General features: G+C 64.3%; 15 protein-coding genes and 1 tRNA gene. 5 read left to right on the top strand and 11 right to left on the bottom strand.

The window, feature by feature from the left end:
• Window positions 1-217 precede the first annotated feature (217 nt).
• Window positions 218-415: a hypothetical protein gene (locus VG320_RS31210; RefSeq protein WP_414696115.1), complete on the bottom strand. Its 198-nt coding sequence runs from the start codon at window positions 413-415 to the stop codon at window positions 218-220.
• 401 nt (window positions 416-816) lie between these two features.
• Here VG320_RS31210 and VG320_RS24950 point away from each other — a divergent pair, with 401 nt between their 5' ends.
• Complete coding sequence (locus tag VG320_RS24950) at window positions 817-1,020, top strand: cold-shock protein (protein ID WP_027817418.1); 204 nt, start codon at window positions 817-819, stop codon at window positions 1,018-1,020.
• A 340-nt stretch (window positions 1,021-1,360) separates the two neighbouring features.
• Window positions 1,361-2,524, top strand: a complete 1,164-nt coding sequence (locus VG320_RS24955; protein ID WP_327202737.1) for an exonuclease domain-containing protein — start codon at window positions 1,361-1,363, stop codon at window positions 2,522-2,524.
• A gap of 19 nt (window positions 2,525-2,543) precedes the next feature.
• Here VG320_RS24955 and VG320_RS24960 read toward each other — a convergent pair whose 3' ends face one another.
• Window positions 2,544-3,158, bottom strand: a complete 615-nt coding sequence (locus VG320_RS24960) for a chorismate mutase (protein WP_327202738.1) — start codon at window positions 3,156-3,158, stop codon at window positions 2,544-2,546.
• Window positions 3,159-3,442: 284 nt separating this feature from the next.
• Entirely contained in the window at window positions 3,443-3,592 is a 150-nt protein-coding gene (locus VG320_RS24965) for a hypothetical protein (RefSeq protein ID WP_327202739.1), read from the bottom strand.
• A 669-nt stretch (window positions 3,593-4,261) separates the two neighbouring features.
• Here VG320_RS24965 and VG320_RS24970 point away from each other — a divergent pair.
• On the top strand, window positions 4,262-6,091 hold the full coding sequence (locus VG320_RS24970; RefSeq protein WP_327202740.1) for a tetratricopeptide repeat protein: 1,830 nt from the start codon (window positions 4,262-4,264) through the stop codon (window positions 6,089-6,091).
• A gap of 115 nt (window positions 6,092-6,206) precedes the next feature.
• Here the strand turns inward: VG320_RS24970 and VG320_RS24975 are convergent.
• The 3 genes from VG320_RS24975 to pepN all read right to left on the bottom strand — a co-directional run bounded on the left by VG320_RS24975 (window position 6,207) and on the right by pepN (window position 10,274).
• Window positions 6,207-6,282, bottom strand: a tRNA-Thr gene (locus VG320_RS24975).
• A 65-nt stretch (window positions 6,283-6,347) separates the two neighbouring features.
• The gene (locus VG320_RS24980; RefSeq protein WP_327202741.1) at window positions 6,348-7,364 is read right to left on the bottom strand and encodes a class 1 fructose-bisphosphatase; all 1,017 of its coding nucleotides are present in this window, start codon (window positions 7,362-7,364) and stop codon (window positions 6,348-6,350) included.
• 219 nt (window positions 7,365-7,583) lie between these two features.
• The gene (gene pepN, locus VG320_RS24985; RefSeq protein WP_327202742.1) at window positions 7,584-10,274 is read right to left on the bottom strand and encodes an aminopeptidase N; all 2,691 of its coding nucleotides are present in this window, start codon (window positions 10,272-10,274) and stop codon (window positions 7,584-7,586) included.
• A gap of 432 nt (window positions 10,275-10,706) precedes the next feature.
• On the opposite strand from pepN, the gene VG320_RS24990 reads away from it, so the two are divergent.
• Entirely contained in the window at window positions 10,707-11,399 is a 693-nt protein-coding gene (locus tag VG320_RS24990; RefSeq protein ID WP_327202743.1) for a DUF4136 domain-containing protein, read from the top strand.
• An 83-nt stretch (window positions 11,400-11,482) separates the two neighbouring features.
• Here VG320_RS24990 and guaD read toward each other — a convergent pair whose 3' ends face one another.
• The 5 genes from guaD to VG320_RS25015 form a co-directional block, all read right to left on the bottom strand.
• A complete protein-coding gene (gene guaD / locus VG320_RS24995; RefSeq protein ID WP_327202744.1) occupies window positions 11,483-12,784 on the bottom strand; it encodes a guanine deaminase in 1,302 nt (433 codons plus the stop codon).
• 167 nt (window positions 12,785-12,951) lie between these two features.
• On the bottom strand, window positions 12,952-13,995 hold the full coding sequence (locus VG320_RS25000) for an adenosine deaminase (RefSeq protein ID WP_327202745.1): 1,044 nt from the start codon (window positions 13,993-13,995) through the stop codon (window positions 12,952-12,954).
• Between the two features lie 31 nt (window positions 13,996-14,026).
• The gene (gene xdhC / locus VG320_RS25005) at window positions 14,027-15,163 is read right to left on the bottom strand and encodes a xanthine dehydrogenase accessory protein XdhC (RefSeq protein WP_327202746.1); all 1,137 of its coding nucleotides are present in this window, start codon (window positions 15,161-15,163) and stop codon (window positions 14,027-14,029) included.
• Window positions 15,164-15,644: 481 nt separating this feature from the next.
• A complete protein-coding gene (locus tag VG320_RS25010; protein ID WP_327202747.1) occupies window positions 15,645-16,175 on the bottom strand; it encodes a disulfide bond formation protein B in 531 nt (176 codons plus the stop codon).
• A 123-nt stretch (window positions 16,176-16,298) separates the two neighbouring features.
• Window positions 16,299-17,696 (bottom strand): amidase, encoded by a 1,398-nt coding sequence (locus tag VG320_RS25015; RefSeq protein WP_414696113.1) that lies wholly within the window; start codon window positions 17,694-17,696, stop codon window positions 16,299-16,301.
• Between the two features lie 201 nt (window positions 17,697-17,897).
• Here VG320_RS25015 and VG320_RS25020 point away from each other — a divergent pair, with 201 nt between their 5' ends.
• Complete coding sequence (locus VG320_RS25020) at window positions 17,898-19,664, top strand: cation:proton antiporter (protein ID WP_327202748.1); 1,767 nt, start codon at window positions 17,898-17,900, stop codon at window positions 19,662-19,664.
• The last annotated feature ends 16 nt before the right edge of the window (window positions 19,665-19,680 follow it).

Raw genomic sequence — 19,680 nt, forward strand, 5'->3', positions numbered from 1 at the left:
AATTGGTGCCAACCACGATTATTGCGTCGCAGGTAACAGATGATTGTGTGCCGCAGAGTTAATGGGCCAGAACGCTGCGGCTATACTGCAATGGCTGCTTTCCGAAGCAGACTTTTTCGTTGACGAAAAAGATCTCCAAACCTTTGTCGGCGCGGCCTTGGCTGCGCTTTTTTTTTGCCTGCCGTGCGCGCACGCACGTTCCGCCACACTCTGTGCCCTAGCGGACTGGGGGTTCAGGCGGCTCAGACTGCAGGCTCCAGTCTTCCATTACGTAGTGCCGGGCGTCCATTGGCGAACACAGCAGGTTTTGCCAGTGATCGCCGTGCCACGATCCGTACGCTTCGATCTCGTCTGCCGACTCCGGGCTGTCTATTTCGACCAGCCAATGAAAACAGCGTCGTAGTAACGTCAGCATGATTGCCTCCCATAGCACGCTAACTGTATTCATCATGAGTTTTTCCGCTGACGCGAACAACAGGTAAAAACACTTACGTTTGACACTTATTGTTACATTTCACGTAGTTTTTCCCGATTCAAGCCAATGCGTTTCATACGACGAGTAAAAAGCTCCTGACGCTTCCCTCTCATTTCATTTGCATATGTTTTTGCGGGTTTTTTGATGCATGCCGGTTTATCTCGGAAACGGGATTGCTGTTATAAAAAATTCGCTTGACTGGCGATTGGCGTTCCCCGTATAACGGCAATTCTGAATTGGCCTTTCAGCTTCAATTGCAGTGGCATTGCGGTGAGGGCGACTCAGTTTGAATTCGGCGTGAGGGTATGCCCGCGTCATTTTATTTCGAGGGAAACGGAAACATGGAAACCGGTATTGTCAAATGGTTCAATGATGCTAAGGGCTTTGGCTTCATCACGTCGGATGCTGGCGGTGACGATCTGTTCGCGCACTTCTCCGAGATCCGCTCGGAAGGCTTCAAGTCGCTGAAGGAGAACCAGCGCGTCTCGTTCGACGTCAAGGTTGGCCCGAAGGGCAAGCAGGCTGCGAACATCCAGCCGCTGTAAGTGCCCGTGGGTGCCTGCGCGGCTTCGGCCATCTGGGCACTCCGTCCTGGCGCACTTCAGGCAGGCGGGTCGAGCGTTTTGAAACTGCGCTCTCCGCATAAAGAAAAGCCCTGGGTATCCAGGGCTTTTTTGTTTTTGGCTTAAAGAAAGACCCGATAAAAATACCGCCTGCCTTTATAAAAAATCTGTGTTTTGACGGGAAAACCCCAATTCAAAAAAATCGTCAATCACGCCATTAAAATACAATCCCGAAACCGGCTTTGCTCGCGAAAGCGCTGCGCGCTTTGCTCAAACGGTGCATACTTGTGCGGATTTCTTCTCTCCGTTCTACCGTTGCACCATGTCCGACACCTATTTGAGCGCCGAACCGTCGTCCGGCGACGTCCCCCTCGTCTTTGTTGATCTTGAAACGACGGGAGGCTCGGTGGGCGAACACCGCATCACCGAAGTCGGCATCGTCGAGGTGACGAACGGGCAGGCCACGCGCTGGAGCTCGCTGGTCGATCCGCAGCAACCCATCCCGCCCTTTATTCAGCAGCTCACCGGCATCAGCGACGCCATGGTGCGAGGTGCGCCGACGTTCGCCGAAATCGCCCCGGCGCTGTTCGAGCGCCTGACGGGCAAGCTCTTCGTCGCGCACAACGCGAGTTTCGACCGGGGTTTTCTGCGCGCCGAGTTCGAGCGGGCAGGCATCACGTTCAATCCTGACGTGCTGTGCACCGTGCGGCTTTCGCGCGCGCTGTTCCCAGCCGAAAAACGCCATGGGCTCGATGCGCTGGTGGAGCGGCACGCGCTCGTGGCCGCCGATCGCCACCGTGCACTCGCCGATGCCGATCTGCTCTGGCAATTCTGGCAGCGCCTGCCGGCCCTCGTCCCCGATGAGATGCTGGCGACGCAGATCGAGCGCCTCACGCGCCGGCATCGCCTCGCGGGCGATATCACCGACGATCTGATCGAAACCGCCCCGGCGGGGCATGGCGTTTATGCCTTCTTCGGCGAGAACGATGCGCCTCTATATGTAGGACGCAGTGTGCGCGTGCGTCAGCGTGTGCGTTCGCATCTGTCGGGTGAGCGCCGTTCGTCGCGCGAGCAGCGCATGGCGCAGCAGATCCGCCGCGTCGAATGGCAGGCGACGGGCGGCGAGATTGGCGCGTTGCTGGTCGAGGCGCGCTGGCTCACGCAACTGCGGCCATCGTTCAATCGCGCGACGCGGGTGTCGAAGCTCGATCCGGTTTCGGCGCCCTGGCCGTTTGGCGGGGCGGTGCTGATCGAAGAACAGGACGCCGTGCGCGGTACGGCGGTCTTTCACGTGATCGATCGCTGGTGCTACCTCGGCGCCGCGGCGAGTGCGGCGCAAGCGAACACGCTCGCCGTTGCAGCGAGCTCTGCCGAAGCACCCTTCGAACTCTCCACCTGGCGCATTCTGCAGACACGGCTCGAACGCGGTCTGCGCGTGCAGCCGCTCGAGCCGTCTGCGCCTGAAGGCGTCGCCAGCGTTCTCTAGGCCGACGCCTTAACGCGTTTCAGGCCGTGCCGCCCACGCCGCCCGCTTCGCAGACATGGCCGAGCGCGCGTGTCATGGCGTCGGCGCGCGTGGAGTCGTAGCGCGTCAATTCCTTCCAGTTCGCTACGGCCCGCGCCACCCGCGCCGGGCAGTCGTCCGCCGTGCGCGTGCTCTGTACGCGCGCGAGTGCGCCGATCAGTTGCCCGGTCAAGCGATCGAGTTGCGGACGTGTGACGCTCGCCAGGTCCGGCGCTGGGCCTGCGGGCGCCTGCGAATTGCGCCAGTTGGCGAACAGCGCTTGTTGAACCTGCGTGCTGGCATCGATCTGATCGCGGAAGAACGCGCGCGCGAACGCCGGTTCGACGCCGGCTGCCGTGGCGCGCTTCTGCACGTCGCCGAGCAGGGCGTTTTCGCGCGGCGCATCGGTGATCGGCTTGTGATTAATCCATTTCCATTGCGCGACCGGCTCCGCGAGCGCGAGGCGTTGAGAGACGAGCGCGACAAGATTGGTCAGGGAAGTATCGTCGCCGTCGGCGTGCGCCGTAGCGGCGGGCAAGGCGAAGAGCAGAGCGAACAGCGGGGCGGCAGCGCAGGACGCAAACGAGGACGCGAGCGCGCGAAGGCGGAAAGTCATTGCGTGGTGAAGGCCGGCAGGCCGCGAGGGAAAAAGCGAAGGATAGCCGGTTATCGCGCGCAAGATCGGGATAAGCGCTGACGAACACATGCACGAGCACAAGCGGCACGAGCCGCAAACCGGCGTGCGTCAGCGATTGGCGGAAGTCTTGCGAATGCGGCTAGATGCGCGCAGCCCATACCACGCGCCATCATGCGATGGCGCGACGATCGTGCGCAGACAAACGCGGCAGTCGATACGGACTGCCGTCTTTCCCGCCCCGTAAGCGCCAAAGCGCCTTCTCATTAATGCTGTTCGTGTGCCTTGCGTTGCTCGTCGAGGAACGCCCGGACGTGTGCGGGCAATTCATCGCCGAGAAACTCGACGGCCACCGGTTCCGGATCCGGGCTAAAAACTTGGTCCGGGGTCGGAAGCTTTGGCGGTTTGGCGTCCATGATCTTTCTCCTGTGTAAGGCGATTATCCGACTCGGAACTTTGGCCGCGCTAGTGTCACCCGGCGTAAAAGTGCTTTTCAGGTGCGTGTGTTGCTTTATTCGCACAGCGCACAGACTTATTAAGCGAGTAGGAATATACTTATTCGGCTCACGGGTTAATACCCTCAAAGCCCTCGCGTTGAGTCGAGGGCTTTTTGCATTGGGCCGCACCTTCACGGTCCCCGCACGTTGCGCCGCCGCACGCCCGCCAGCAGGAGCGCACGCACGGCCCAGCGCGGGTTCACCGACCTTCTGCTTCGCACGATGCCGGTTGTTGTTGCGGGTGTTATTGGCGCCGCCGCAAATCGCACTGCCGTTCGCTCATTCCTGCGAACCTCGCTATATCTATAGAACGAACCATTATGCGTAATCGTTGACTCGCGCGCGGTTAACACAATTAAAAGTATGTAAGCGGGCGTTTCTTATCATGTTGCTGATTAAAAGCAGACAGCGGCATTTCGTCGGTTCATTTAAATCGAAGTGCGAGTGGCCAGAAGAATGAGAACGCTTCGCACATCAGGTGAGAGGGTCTCATGCCGCAGGAGGGTTTTTCGGACCCGTCCGATTCGATCTGCGAATGCATTTCGCTATCTTTAAAACACCGCCACGGCCCGTCCGCTCCCGCCTACCATGAATCACGCTGCAATCGCACCGCCCCCTGCCGACGATCTGTCGCTCGCCGAGCAACTTGCGCTCGCCGACCGGCACCTCGCCGCCGGCCACCATGCCGACGCCATCCTGCAATACGAACGCGTGCTGACGCGCCAGCCGAACCATCGCGGTGCATTGCACTGCCTCGCGCTCGCCTGCATGCGCTCAGGGCGCACGAATGACGCGCCCGTTTATCTCGATCGCGCGATACAGGTTGCGCCCACGAATGCCGAGCTATGGGAACACCGTGGCTTGATCGCGGCCATGGCGCGCGAGCACGTCCTGGCGGAAGCGGCCTATCATCGCGCACTGATGCTCGCGGGGGACACGTCCACGCTGCACCGAAATCTTGCCGATGTGCTGACGCTTGCAGGCCGCCGGGAGGAGGCGCACCAGCATTACGACAAAGCGCTCGCGCTCGATCCGGCGCTTCATCACGCGGCGCGGCGTCTGGCCGATTTCAGCCTGGAGGCGGGCGACGATGCCGTTGCCATGCGTCATCTGGAGCACGCCTGGCGGCTTGGCGCCGCGCGCCTCGTTGACGGACTGGACCTGCTCAGGCTGGCATTCCGGCTCGGTCGTCACGAGCAGGCGGATGCGCTGATCGCGCAACTGCGCGCTGAATTTGCCGCCGACGCCGTCGCGCTCAAAGAGCTCGCTTTTGCGTTGAACAAGCTCGACCGCTTCGACACCGCGCTCGAGGTGGCCAAGCAGGGTCTTGCCGTCGATCCCACACTCGCGCTGCTACACCACAACGCGGCCTACGCGTCGCACATGCGGGGCGATTTCAGCGCCATGCATCGTCACAACCTTGAAGCCGCGCGCCTCGCGCCGGCCGATGAGTCCGTGCAGTTCAATCTGGCCGTATCGATGTTGCGCGAGGGCGCGTTCGAAGAGGGCTGGAAGCAGTACGCGTGGCACGAACGGCTGGCAAAAAACCGCACGCTCGCGCGCCCATCGTTTGCCGAATGGCAAGGCGAGCCGGTGGCGGGAAAGCGATTTCTGCTGCTCGGCGAGCAGGGGCTCGGCGACCAGATCCAGTTGCTGCGCTGCGCTGACTGGCTGCATCGGGCTGGCGCGCACGTCGATGTCTGGGTCGACGCGGCGATTCTGGGTGTGGCGAGCCGCGCGAGCGGTGTGCGCGAGGCCCTCAACAAATTGCCGGGCAACGGCTACGACTTCTGGTGCCGCATGTTCCGTATGCCCGAACACATGAAGCTCACGCTGAGCGATCTTCCCGTAGCCATGCCTTATCTGCACGCGCCTGAGGTGGAGATTGCGCGCTGGCGTGCACAGCTCGATGCGTTGACGCACGAAGGCAAAGGGCGGGGGATGCTGCGCGCCGGACTCGTGTGGGCAGGCAATCCGGACTACGATCTGGACCGCTACCGCTCGACGACACTGGAGGCGTTGCAGCCCACGCTCACGCAACCGGGCGTTTCGTGGTTCGCCTTGCAAAAGGGCGATGCGCAGCGTGCGCTCGAAACCCTGCCTGCAACGATCGACATGACGCCGCTCGGCGAGCGCATCGCGACGTTCGACGACACGCTCGCGATTGTGCAGTCGCTCGATCTGGTCGTGACCGTCGATACATCGGTGGCGCATCTTGCGGCGGCGGCCGGCGTGCCGGTCTGGGTGTTGCTGCCCGCCTGCACGGACTGGCGCTGGATGGCGGCGCGCACCGATAGTCCGTGGTATCCGTCGGTGCGGCTTTTCAGGCAGAGCGAACTGGGGCAGTGGGGGCCGGTGCTCGATGAGGTGCGCGCGGCGCTGGCGGAGTGGGTCGCGAAAAAGACCGCAAACGAGTGAGGTGTTCGTAGTGTTCGTGCGGCCCGGTCATGGCGACTGGGCCCGACTCGGCCTTCACGCCGGCGTTGAAAAGCAAAAAGCCCAGTCGAAGACTGGGCTTTTTGTTGAAACTTGGTGGTGCCGGAAAGAGGAATCGAACCCCCGACCTTCGCATTACGAATGCGCTGCTCTACCGTCTGAGCTATTCCGGCGTCACATCAGAGAAGAAAGATTATAGGAAAGTGCCTCTAAGAATGCAAGCACTTTCTTCATCTTTTTATTTTTTGGCTTCCTGGTGATAGCGCGTGACGCGCTCGACCTCGTTCTTCGAACCGAGGAACACCGCGACGCGCTCATGCAGGCTGGTCGGCTGGATGTCGAGGATGCGGTCTTCGCCGTTGGTCGCGACGCCGCCTGCCTGCTCGACGATGAACGACATCGGGTTCGCTTCGTACATCAGGCGCAGCTTGCCCGGCTTCGACGGATCGCGCTTGTCGGCCGGATACATGAAGATGCCGCCGCGATTCAGGATACGGTGCACGTCCGCGACCATCGAGGCGATCCAGCGCATGTTGAAGTTCTCGCCGCGCGGGCCATCCTTGCCGTCGTTCAGCTCGCCGACGTACTTCTGGACCGGCTCGTACCAGTGGCGTGCGTTCGAGGCGTTGATCGCGTATTCGCGCGTGTCTTCCGGGATGCGCATATTGCTCTGCGTAAGCACCCACGAACCCAGTTCGCGATCGAGCGTGAAGCAGTTCACGCCGTTGCCGGTCGTGAGCACCAGCACGGTTTGCGGGCCGTACACGGCGTAGCCCGCCGCGACCTGTTGCGTACCGGGTTGCAGGAACGATTCTTCGGTAGCCTGCTTGCCGTCCGGGCAGCGCAGCACCGAGAAGATCGTGCCGATCGACACGTTCACGTCGATGTTCGACGAGCCGTCGAGCGGATCGAACACCAGCAGGTATTCGCCCTTCGGATAGTTGGCCGGGATCGGGAAGAAGGTTTCCATTTCCTCGGAGGCCATGGCCGCGAGGTTGCCGCCCCATTCGTTGGCGTCGAGCAGAATCTCGTTCGACAGGATGTCGAGGTTCTTCTGCACTTCGCCCTGAACGTTCTCGCTGCCGGCGGTGCCCAGCGCATCGCCGAGCGCGCCCTTGCTGACGTTGAAACTGATCGCCTTGCACGCGCGCGCGACGACTTCGATCAACAGACGCAGATCGGCGGGCAGGTTCTTGTGTTCGCGTTGCTGCTCGATCAGGTATTTCGTGAGAGTGGTACGACGTTGCAAAGCCATTGCAGTACTCCGGGGAGCTTGGGGAATAGCGCAATTCTACCCGCTGGGCTGTGACTGCCCGGTGCGCGACGCTGTAAAAAAGCCGTGCGTGCGCGGCCTGGCGTGCCGCGCAGCAGTCCTGGCCGGCAAAAATATTCGAAAAAAATGCGGGAAAAAAGCGCAAAAAAAGCCGACCCGACGATGTTCGTCAGGCCGGCTTGTCGTGCTGTGTCTAAAGCGTCAGGCCAGCGCTTTTTCCACGATCTCGCGCACGTCGCGCGACTTCACGCGCGCGGCGACCTGTTCGAGCGCGGCGCGCATCGCGTCGCGCAGTTTTGGCGTGAAGCGGCGCCACAGTTCAAGATTGCGGGCCAGACGCGCCGCGACCTGCGGATTGATGGCGTCGAGTGCGATCACCTGTTCGGCCCAGAATGCGTAGCCCGAGCCGTCGGCGGCGTGGAACTGCGCCGGATTGGCCGCGCAGAAGCTGAAGATCAGCGAGCGCGCGCGGTTCGGATTCTTCAGATTGAAGGCCGGATGGCGCATCAGCGCGCGCACGGTGTCGATCACCGGGCGTTGCGCCGTGCCGCGCTGCGTGGCCTGAAGCGAGAACCACTTGTCGATCACGAGCGGCTCTTTCTCGAAGCGCGCATAGAAGTCTTCGAGCGCCTTTCTGGCGTAACCCGCGTTCGTAGCCGCCGAGGCATTCATCAGCGCCGACAGTGCCGCCGCGCGGTCGGTCATATTGTCGGCGGCGTCGTACTGGGCGGTGGCCAGACGCACGGCGTCGGCGGGATCGTCGAGTTCACTCAGGTACGAGAGCGCCAGATTTTTCAGACCGCGGCGGCCCGCGGCTTCCGGCGTCGGCTCATAGGCGCCCGGCGTCAGATTGGCCTGGTAAGCCGCGAGCCATTCGGCCTTGAGCGCCGTGGCCAGACGCTTGCGCACGAACTGGCGCGCGGCGTGCACGGCGGCCGGGTCCGACTCCGCCATCTGCTCGGCAAGATAGGTTTCCGACGGCAGCATCAGCGCGAGTTCGCGGAACGACGGCGAGAGCGACGTGTCGGTCAGCACGCGGCTGAACGCCTGCACCAGCGCATCGCTGGTTTCGAGCGGCTGGCCTGCCGAGGCGCGCGCGGCCAGCGAGAGCAGTTCGCGCGTGGCCAGACGCTGACCGGCTTCCCAGCGGTTGAACGGATCGCTGTCGTGCGCGAGCAGGAAGGCGAGTTCGTCGTTGCCATAGTCGTACTCGACGATCACGGGCGCCGAGAAGTTGCGCAGCAGCGAGGGCAGGGGCTTCGCGTCGACATCGACGAAGGTGAAAGTCTGCTGCGTTTCGGTCACTTCAAGCACGCGCGTGGTCGCGCCTGGCTGGGTTTCGCCTTCGAGCTTGAGCGGCAGATCGCGGCCGTCCGGGCCGATCAGGCCGATCGCGAACGGAATCAGCAGCGGGCCTTTCTGCGTTTCGCGCGCGGCCGGCGAGCTGTTCGCATAGCCTTGCGAAAGCGTCACGCTGTAGCGCTTTGCTGCCGCGTCGTAGTGCGTGGTCACGCTTACGCGCGGCGTGCCCGCCTGGCTGTACCAGCGCTCGAACTGCGCGAGGTCGCGGCCATTGGCGTCGGCCATGGCGCGGCGGAAATCGTCGCAGGTCACGGCCTGGCCGTCGTGGCGCTGGAAGTACAGGTCCATGCCCTTGCGGAAGCCGTCACGGCCAAACAGCGTCTGATACATCCGCACGACTTCCGAGCCTTTCTCGTAGACCGTCATCGTGTAGAAGTTGTTGATCTCGACGTAGCTTTCCGGGCGCACCGGATGCGCCATCGGGCCCGCGTCCTCGGCGAACTGCATCTGGCGCAGCACGCGCACGTCCTCGATACGCTTGGTCGCGCGTGCGGCTTCGTTTTCGTCGCCGCCCGACATCGCCGCCGAAAACTCCTGGTCGCGGAACACCGTCAGTCCTTCCTTCAGGCTCAGCTGGAACCAGTCGCGGCAGGTCACGCGGTTGCCGGTCCAGTTGTGGAAGTACTCGTGGCCGACCACGGCTTCAATGTTGGCGAAGTCGACGTCGGTGGCGGTTTCGGGGTTCGCCAGCACGTACTTCGTGTTGAAGATGTTGAGCCCCTTGTTCTCCATCGCGCCCATGTTGAAGTCGCTCACGGCGACGATCATGAAGCGGTCGAGATCGAGTTCGAGGCCAAAGCGCGACTCGTCCCAGCGGATCGAGTGGATCAGCGAATCCATCGCATGACGCGTCTTGTCCAGATCGTGTGGCTCGACCCACACCTGCAGCAGCTTTTCCTTGCCTGAGCCTGACTGGATGCGCTCTTCCAGCGCGACGAGCTTGCCCGCGACCAGCGCGAACAGATAGCTCGGCTTGCGGAACGGGTCTTCCCACTTCGCATAGTGGCTGCCATCGGGCAGCTCGCCTTCGGCGATCAGGTTGCCGTTGGACAGCAGCACGGGGTACAGGGTTTTGTCGGCGCGCAGCGTCACCGTGTAGGTGGACATCACGTCCGGACGGTCGAGGAACCAGGTGATGCGGCGAAAGCCTTCGGCTTCGCACTGCGTGAAGAAGTTGCCGCTCGACACGTAGAGGCCGGAGAGCGTGGTGTTGGCCGCCGGGTCGCAGGCGCCCGTGAGCGTGAGCGTGAAGCGCTCGGGCACGTTTTCGACCGTCAGGCCGTGTTCGTGCGCGCGCACCTGTTCCCAGGGCTGGCCGTCGATGGCCGCGCCGATGAACTCCAGCTGTTCGCCCATCAATTCGAGGTGGGCTGCGTGCTTCGCATCGGGGTTGCGGCGCACGGCGAGCGTGCTTTTGACGATGGTGCGCTCGGGCACGAGATCGAATTCGAGATCGACGGTATCGATCAGGAAGGCGGGTGGCGCGTAGTCTTCGCGGCGGATCACGGTAGGCGTAGCGGTATCGGACATGGTCTCGTGCGGGGAAACGTCGGGTCGTCGGTTCGTGGGATCGGGCGTCAGTCGATTCGGTGGCCGCGTGTCCGTTGCAGCCCGTTGCGTTGGGGGCACGGATGGCGGCCGGTCGTCCCATTGTACAAAGGCTCGGGCGGCTTGTCCGAAGGGCGGCCACGCGTGCGGTAGTCGGGTAGGGAGCGGGGCGCAAGGCAGCCGAACTTTCACGCTGTCGCGCGAGTCAGTATGATCGGGCTTGCCGCATCGTCCGCGCAGCATCACGCATGCCTGCGAAGCCGTTCGGAGCGCGAAAGATTCGCCGGAAAATCACAGAGCGACGCGCGTCCGATGGAATAAACGCTGCGGCAGATTCGTACCGGATTGGTACGAGAAGGAGCGGCCCCCACGACTGCGCTCTCACAACCACTGGCAAGACTGCAAGAGAAGACCATGATGCCCGACCGATGGACCCGCCGCGCCCGGCTGTTGCTGGGCGCGCTCGCCGTGACGCTGTCCGGCTGTACCACCTACGTGACGAGCCAGGTAACGGCGTTTTCCGCGTGGGAAGGCGGCAGCGACGCCACGCGCACCTATGCGTTCACGCGCAACCCCGAACAGCAGCACAGCATCGAGCAATCGACCTATGAGAACCTGGTCGCCGACGGTCTCGCGACCCAGGCGTTCCATCAGGTGCCGCAGCCGCAGGCGCACTATCTCGTGGGTCTCGCTTACGGCAGCCGCATGGACACGGTGACGGTCGCCCAGCCCGTGTTCTACAACCCGTGGCCAAGCCCGTACTGGGGGCCGTTCAATCCGTGGGGACCGTGGGGGCCATACGGCCCGGCCTATGTGAACCAGAGCTATCCGGTCTATTCGCATGTGCTGGCGATCCGCATCACGGACAAGGTCTCGGGCAAGGAGCTGTATAACGTCTCCGCGCGCGCCTCGGGCGACGATCCCTCTCTGGTGCGCGTGATGCCTTATCTGGTGCGCAGCGCGCTTGCCAACTTCCCGTTGCAGAACGGCACGGTCACGCAAGTGAAGCTGCCGGTCGACAAAAACGGTGGCGCGCCGAACGAGACGCCGGCGGCACCGGCGGCTGCGATGCCTCCCTCCGCTGCTGCCTCCGCGCCTGCAAAATAAGTGGCGAATCGGGCCAAAAAAAGCGCGCCGGACCTTCGGGTCCGGCGCGCTTTGCTTTTGGGCCGACGCTCAGCTAGCTGGCGTTACGTGGCTTCCCGGCTATGCACGCGTGCGCCTGCCGCATAGGTCTCGAACACCGCGCGGTCATCGCCGAGCAGCGCGAACGCGAACAGCAGCTCTTCCAGCGATTCGGCGCGCGCAGTGCGGCGCGCGAGCAGCGGCGTGGCCTTCGGATCGAGCACGACGAAGTCGGCTTCAGTCTGCGGCGCGAGCGTGCCGATCTTGTCGGCGAGATCCAGCGCTTGCGCGGCGCCCGCCGTCGCGAGCCAGAACATGCGCGTGGCCGTCAGATGATGGCCGCCCATGCGCGCGACCTTGTGCGCCTCGTTCATGGTCTGCAGCATCGAGAACGACGTGCCGCCGCCCACGTCGGTGGCCAGCGTCACGGGCATCTGCGATTCGTTGGCCTTGTCGAAGTCGAACAGGCCGCTGCCGAGGAACAGATTCGAAGTCGGGCAGTGCGCCGCGACCGTGCCGGTGGCCGCCATGCGCTGGCGGTCCTCATCGTCGAGCCAGATGCAATGGCCGTACACCGCGCGACGACGCAGGAGTCCGTAACGATCGTAGACATCCAGATAGCTGCGCTGACGCGGGAACAGTTCCTTGACCCACTTCACCTCGTCGAGATTTTCGGCGACGTGGCTCTGGATAAAGATATCGCCGTGCGCCTTCGCCAGCGCCTCGCAGGCTTCGAGCTGCGCCTCGGTCGACGTCGGCGCGAAACGCGGTGTGAGCGCGTACATCTGGCGGCCCTTGTTGTGCCAGCGCCCGATCAGCTCCGCGCTGTCGTCATAGCCGGTTTGCGGCGTGTCGCGCAGGAATTCGGGGCAATGGCGGTCCATCAGCACCTTGCCCGCGACCATGCGCAGATTCTTTGCCTCGCTGGCGGTGAAGAGCGCATCGGCCGACTGCTTGTGCACCGTGCAATAGACCAGCGCCGTGGTCGTGCCGCTCTTGAGCAGTTCGTCGACGAAGAATTGCGCCGTGTCCTGCGCGACGGCCTCGTTCTCGAAGCCGCGCTCGGTCGGGAACGTATAGGTCTCCAGCCACGGCAGCAGGCCTGGCGCCGGCGACGCGATCATGTCGGTCTGCGGGTAGTGGATGTGCGTGTCGATGAAGCCCGGCACGATCAGCTTGTCGCGCAGGTCGTGCACCTTTGCGCCTTCGCTCACGCGGTCCTTGAGCGCCGACCAGGCGCCGGAGGCCGCCACGCGACCGTCCTCGACGATCACCACGCCGTCCTCGTGGAATTGCGCCGCGTCGGGCGACTGCGCGGGGTCGCCGGTGAAGGTCAGGAGTTGTGCGCGAAAAGCCGATTGAGTCATGGAACTTCGTCTCCGAAAAATTCAGGTATGCGGGCGCAGGATGCTTGCGCGCGCCGCTCCTGAATAGGCGGCGCGCAAAAATTGGGCGCGAGCAGCCCCCCGGCCCGGCGCACGCGCGCGGGGCCCTGGAGGAGGGTGTTGCCCGGGCTGAAACGTTCTGCGCGGGGTCAGGCCACGGCGCGGCTCCAGTACTGATCGAGCTTCGCCACCAGCGCGGCGCATTCCTCGGGCGTCACGAACGACGCCTCGAAGCCATTGCGCAGGAGCGTGTACACCTCTTTGTCGTCGAGCTTGAGCGCTTCGATGATCGCGCTGTAGTTCTCGTTGACGTAGCCGCCGAAGTAAGCCGGATCATCGGAATTGATGGTCACGGCCACGCCCTGGTCCAGCAACTGTTTGAGCGTGTGCTGGGTCATGTCGTCGAACACGCAGAGCTTGGTGTTCGACAACGGGCAGACGGTGAGCGCGACGCGCGAGTCCGCCAGACGCGTAACGAGCGCCGGGTCCTCGATGCTGCGTACGCCGTGATCGACGCGATCGACCTTGAGCAGATCGAGCGCTTCGTAGATGTAGGCGGGCGGGCCTTCCTCGCCGGCGTGCGCGACGAGCTTCAGCCCCTTGGCGCGCGCCTTTTCGAACACGCGCTCGAACTTCGAGGGCGGATGACCGCGCTCGGACGAGTCCAGACCCACGCCGATCATGCGCGGGTAGCGATCGAACAGCGGCAGCGCGGCGTCCCAGGTGGCGAGCGCATCGGCTTCGCTCAGATGGCGCAGGAAGCACAGGATCAGCTTGCTGGTGAGGCCGCGCTTTTCGGCGTCGGCCAGCGCCCGGTCGATGCCCGCAACTACGGTGTCGATCGACACGCCACGCTCGGTGTGCGTTTGCGGATCGAAGAAAATTTCGGTGTGCACGACGTTGTCCGCGAGCGCGCGCTCGCAGTACGCCATCGTCATGTCGTAGAAGTCCTGCTCGTGCAGCAGCACGCTCGCGCCTGCGTAATAGATGTCGAGGAACGATTGCAGGTCGGTGAACGCGTAGGCCGCGCGCAGCGCTTCGATCGATTCGTAGGCCAGCTTGACGTGGTTGCGCTGGGCCAGCGCAAAGATCAGTTCGGGCTCAAGCGAGCCTTCGATGTGAATATGCAGCTCGGACTTGGGCGCGCCGAAGGCTTTCTGGACAAGCGGATTAGCGTGGGTCGTGATGGTCATGATCTGGTCGGTCAAGTGTTCGTGGGTGACATCACGCGGAATGGGACACATGGGGCAGGGCGGCCGGCGCGTGCGCATGGGCGTGCGCAGCGGCGGCCTCGATTGCCTGCAGCAACTGGGCGGCGGCCGATATTGCGATCACCTCGGGCGTCTTGTCGACGATGCCGTCCACACCGAGCGGGCAATTCATGCGCGCGATCTGCATCGGATCGATGCCGCGTGCGGCCAGACGCTCTTCGAACTGCTTGCGCTTGCTGTGCGAGCCGATCATGCCGAAGAACACGAAGTCGCCGCGGCGCAGGATGCGTTCGGCGAGATCGAGGTCGTGCGCATGATCGTGCGTCATCACGATAAAGCTGGTGCCGGGCGGCGCGGCTTCGACGGCGTCGTCGGGCGTGTCGCTGGCGTCGATCGCGACGTTGGTCGCCCCGAGCGCCGCAAACGCTTCCGGCGAGGGAAACGCGGCGTCGCGGGCATCGACCCAGCGCACCCGGCAAGGCAAGGTGCCCAGCACGCGCACCAGCGCCGCACCCACGTGGCCCGCGCCGAACAGCACGACGGGAAAATCGTTGGGCGCGATCGTTTCGGTGAGCAGCAGCGTGGTTTCGGCGCTGTTTGCCCCGCTGTTTGCCCCGTTATTTGCGCCGTTACTTCCGGTGTCCCAGAGCAGGCAATCGGGCGATTCCACGCCCGGCTCCGGTTCCGAAAGCATGACGGCGCCCGCATCCGAATCCGTTGCCGCAATTGCAGTCAATGAAGCGGCCCCATTCCGCGAGGAGCGGAATGATACGCTACGAACGGTCGATGCGCCTGCCGCCAGGCGCCGCGACAGCGTGGCGAGCCAGCCCAGATCGGCGACATCGAGGCGCTCGAACGCGAGCACGACCGCGCCGCCGCAACACTGGCCCAGACTCGGCCCGAGCGCGAGGCGCTCCAGACGCCGCGCGTGCGACATCCGCATGCCGTCGCGCAGCACCTGGCGCGCGATTTCGATGGCTTTCCATTCGAGGTGGCCGCCGCCGATGGTGTGGCGCGCGGCCTCGCGCGTGACGATCATCTTCGTGCCGGCCTCGCGCGGCACCGAGCCTTCGGCGCGCGCGACCGTGACCAGCACGGCGGCGTCGCCGTGCGCGAGCAGTTGTTGCAGATCGGTGACCCAGGCTTGCATCGGCGGTTCTCCTAGGCTGCGGCGGCCAACGCGAACGCGCCCGCAGCGACAGGCGCACGCGGGATCAAGGCAGAGGAATTCGCGGAGAAACTCGGGGCGCGCGCGCGCGCGGCCGCTTTGCTGCGGCAGGCGATGGGCGCGTCACGAAGTGCATGCACGGCGCCGCGAAGGACGGATCGGATGGTTTGCGTTGTCATGTGAAACCCAGGAGACATTGCGGATCAGGCGCGCGTTACGCAGGGAGCCGGGGCAAAGCCTGAACCGGCCTCGCGCACGTAGATCGCCATCCAGTTGCGAATGTAGCACTGACGGCGCCAGGAAACTATTCCCTGCGAATAATGGGCGTTATGTGGCGGCGCCCATGACCGGATGATGAATGATCCGGCCCTTTAGGCTGGAAGATCGTTAGAAAACGGGGGAAGAAGGAGGCCGCCCGCGGATGGGGCGGCGCAGAAGAGCTTGAGGCGAGCGTTAGCGCGATTTAACGACGGATGCCGGGCCACGACACCTGGCGGCGGCGGTTGCGCCACAGGCTCACGATCACGGCGAGAAACACGACCGCAAACGCCAGCACCGACCAGATCGGCAGCGTCAGGCCGAGGATCGGCGGATACGTGGTTTCGCACAGGCCCTGCACCTTGAAGACGCCGGGCAGCCAGTGCGCGGGCGGCAGGGCGTCGACGATGGGCTGCAGGGTGTCGAAGCCGCAGCTAAAGCTCGGGAACGCCTGCACCCAGGCGAGTTTCGCCGAGGCGACGATGCCGCCCACCGCCGAAATCACGATCAACCCTTCGAGCGCGCGCACGCCGCGCCAGCTCGTGAAGCGCGCGCCCAGGAAGGCAAACACGGCGATCAGGATGAAGAAGTAGCGCGTCAGGATGCACAGCGGGCACGGGTCCTGGCGCTCGGCGTACTGCATATAGAGTGCGCCGGCCAGCAGCGCGAGACAGATGATGCCAAGCAGAACCAGCAGGCTGCGCTCGCGGCGCAACAGTGCGTTATCGTCGTTCATGTGGTTGGTATTTTCGGGTTGGAGGCGCAGCGGCGCTCGCGGGGGGCGGCTGCAACGGCGTGACCGGATTCTAGCGCGAAGGCCGGGCGTCGCGAGAAAGCGCCCGGCCTGCTTGCGAAGCGCTCAGCGTAGCGGCGCGAGCACCGCTTCGACGCCACGCCCGATTGCCAGCAGCGCGTCGTCGGCGTAGGGCGCGGCGGCCAGCATCAGCCCGACCGGCGCGGCGCCGTGCCTGTGCACCGGCAGCGACAGCGCGCAGGCGTCGAGGAAATTGAAGGCGCTGGGGTTGCGCAGCACGAGGGCGTTGGTGCGCGCGAACACGTCGTCATCGGCGGCGAGCGGGGCGACGGCGGGCGGCGCGATCGGCACGGTCGGCGCGACCACCACGTCGAAGCGCGACCAGAGCGCGGCCTGCGCTTCTTCCATCACCGCGGCGCGCGCGGCGATCAGATCGAGATAATCGGCGGCGCTGGCCTGCTCGCCCTTCAGGATGCGCACGAGCACGCGCGGATCGTACTGGTCGCGATGCTGGGCGATCAGCGCGCGATGCCACGCATACGCTTCCATCGACGAGAGACCAATGCGGTTGATCTCGCCAAAGCGCTCGAACGCGGAAAAACGCACCTCATTGACGATGGCGCCTGCTGCGTCCAGATGCTTGAGCGCGGTGTCGATGGTGTCGGCGACTTCGGGGTCGACGCCGTCGGTCACGTAATTCGTCAGCACGCCGATGCGCACGCCTTCCAGATGGCGGGCGGCCGGCACATGGGGCGCCAGGCCCGCCAGGATGCGGTCGACGAGCGCGCAGCACGCCACGCTATTGCCGATCGGGCCGAACGAATCGAGCGTGGTGGAAAGCGGCACGCCGCCCGCCTTCGGGATGCGCGCGGCGGTGGGCTTGAAGCCGGTCAGGCCGCAGAACGCAGCCGGAATGCGGATCGAGCCACCGGTATCGGTGCCCAGCGCCACGGCCGCCATGCCATCCGCCACCGACGTCGCCGCGCCCGAGGACGAGCCGCCCGCGACGCGCTCGTCGCCTTTCACGCTGCGCTGCCACGGCGAGAGCGGCGTGCCGTAGTGCGGGTTCAGGCCCAGGCCCGAAAACGCGAATTCGCTCATATTGGTGCGGCCTACCAGCACCGCGCCTGCCTGGCGCAAGCGCGCAACCACGGGCGCGTCGGCACTAGCCGGGGCCGCCTGGGCGAGCGCCGTCGAACCCGCGCGCGTCACTTCGCCCGCCACATCGAACAGATCCTTGACCGAAACCGGAATGCCCGCGAGCGGCGAGAGCACCGTGCCTGCGGCGCGCAGGCGGTCGTGCGCGTCGGCGGCGGCGCGCACGTGCGCGGCATCGACGTGCGTGAACACTGTGGCGCCCTGGCCGCCCGGCTCCTCGATGCGTTCGAGCGCGGTTTCAGCGAGCGCCCGGCTGGTGGTATGGCCCGAGGCTAGATCGGCGGCCAGTTGGGCGAGCGGCGGGAAGGGCGAGAGGTCGGGCAAAGGCGTAGCGGAGGCGGTCATGGCAGCGGGGAGTCGAGGACAGTTCGTGGAACTCGGGCGGCGGCGCGGGGGGCGGCTCAAAGGCTTGCGGTCCGCGCGCGCCGCACCGCAAGGGACACATCATTGTAGAACGCTGGATTTTTGTTGCGCGGACGATTTGGCGCAGCCGGATCATCGGGTAACATTCAGCTATTCGATAGCATTTTGTAAGGATTTGAGCTTATGCACCAGGGAATCGGCTTTATTCAGGATCTGGCAGTCGTGATGGCGATCGCCGGGATCGTCACCGTGCTGTTCCATCGCCTGAAACAGCCGGTGGTGCTCGGCTATATCGCGGCGGGCGTGATCATCGGCCCATATACGCCGCCGTTCCAGCTGATCCACGACGAGCAGACCATCCAGACGATGGGCGAACTTGGCGTGGTGTTCCTGATGTTTTCGCTTGGGCTCGAGTTCAGTCTGCGCAAGCTCTTCCAGGTGGGGGCGACGGCCATCGTCGCGGCTATTTCGGAAATCGTCGTGATGCTCTGGCTGGGCTACGAGATCGGCCGCGCGTTCGGCTGGGCCGCGATGGATTCGCTGTTCCTCGGCGCGATCCTGGCGATTTCCTCCACCACCATCATCGTCAAGGCGCTCTCGGATCTGGGCGTCAAGCGCGAACCGTTCGCGCAACTCGTGTTCGGCATCCTGATCGTCGAGGATATTCTCGGCATCGCCATGCTGGTGCTGCTCGGCGGCATCGCGCAGACCGGCGAGCTGTCGCCGGGCATCGCGCTCATCACGCTCGGCAAGCTGCTGCTGTTCATGCTGGTTTCGCTGCTGGCGGGCATCCTGGTCGTGCCGCGCGTGATCGGCTACGTGGCGCGCGTGGGCAGCGACGAGATGCTGCTGGTGTCCGTGCTGGGCTTTTGCTTCGCGTTCTGCCTGCTGGTGGTGAAGCTCGATTATTCAATCGCGCTGGGCGCGTTCCTGATTGGCGCGGTGATGGCCGAGTCGCGGCATCTGGAGCGCATCGAGCATCTGGTCGCGCCATTGCGCGATGCGTTTTCGGCGATCTTCTTCGTGACCATCGGCTTGATGCTCAACCCGCTCGTGCTGGTCGACTACGCGTGGCCGATTGCCGTGATTTCGGTCGCTGTGGTGTTCGGCAAGCTGGTGTCGTGCGGTCTGGGCACCTTTCTCGCGGGCCGCGATGGCCGCACGGCGATGCGCGTGGGCATGACGGTGTCGCAGATCGGCGAGTTCTCTTTCATCATCGCGTCGCTTGGGCTCACGCTCAAAGTCACGAGCGGCTTTCTTTATCCGATTGCGGTGACGGTCTCGGCGATCACGACGCTCACCACGCCTTATCTGATTCGCTTCGCCGATCCGCTCTCGCAGCGTCTGGCGCGCGCCATGCCGCCCGCGGTGTCGAATGTGTTCGGGCTTTACAGCCAGTGGCTGCGCTGTCTGATGCCGCGCTCGCAAGGCGAGGGCGGCCCGACGCTCTTCTCGCTCACGCGGCGCATCGTGCTGCAGATCGCCGTGAATCTCGCGCTGGTGTCGGCGATTTTTATCGGCGTGTCGTATGGCGCGCGCTACGCCTCGCCGTTTATCGCGAACTGGGTGCCCGACGAGCGCATCCAGCGCGTGGTGCTCTGGAGCGCGGCACTGCTGCTGGCGATGCCGTTCCTCGTGGCGGTGTGGCGCAAGACCCAGTCGCTCGCGCTGCTGCTGGCCGAGGTGAGCGTGCAGCCCGAGAAGGCGGGGCGCTTCACGCGCGCGCTGCGTCATGCGATCGCCGAACTCGTGCCGGCGGTGTCGATGGTGGGCGTGTTCGTGCTGGTGGCCGCGCTCTCGGGCACGATCCTGCCGCCTACGGGATTCCTGATTGGCGTGCTGGTATGCGCGGCGCTGCTCACGATGCTGTTCTGGCGCTGGTGCGTGAAGATCCACGCGAGCATGCAGATCGCGCTGCGGGAGACTTTCGACGAGCGCCAGGATTCGTAGTGAGGTCGGGGCGCGA

It is taken from the genome of Paraburkholderia sp. (assembly GCF_035948235.1).
Classification (GTDB): Bacteria; Pseudomonadota; Gammaproteobacteria; order Burkholderiales; family Burkholderiaceae; genus Paraburkholderia.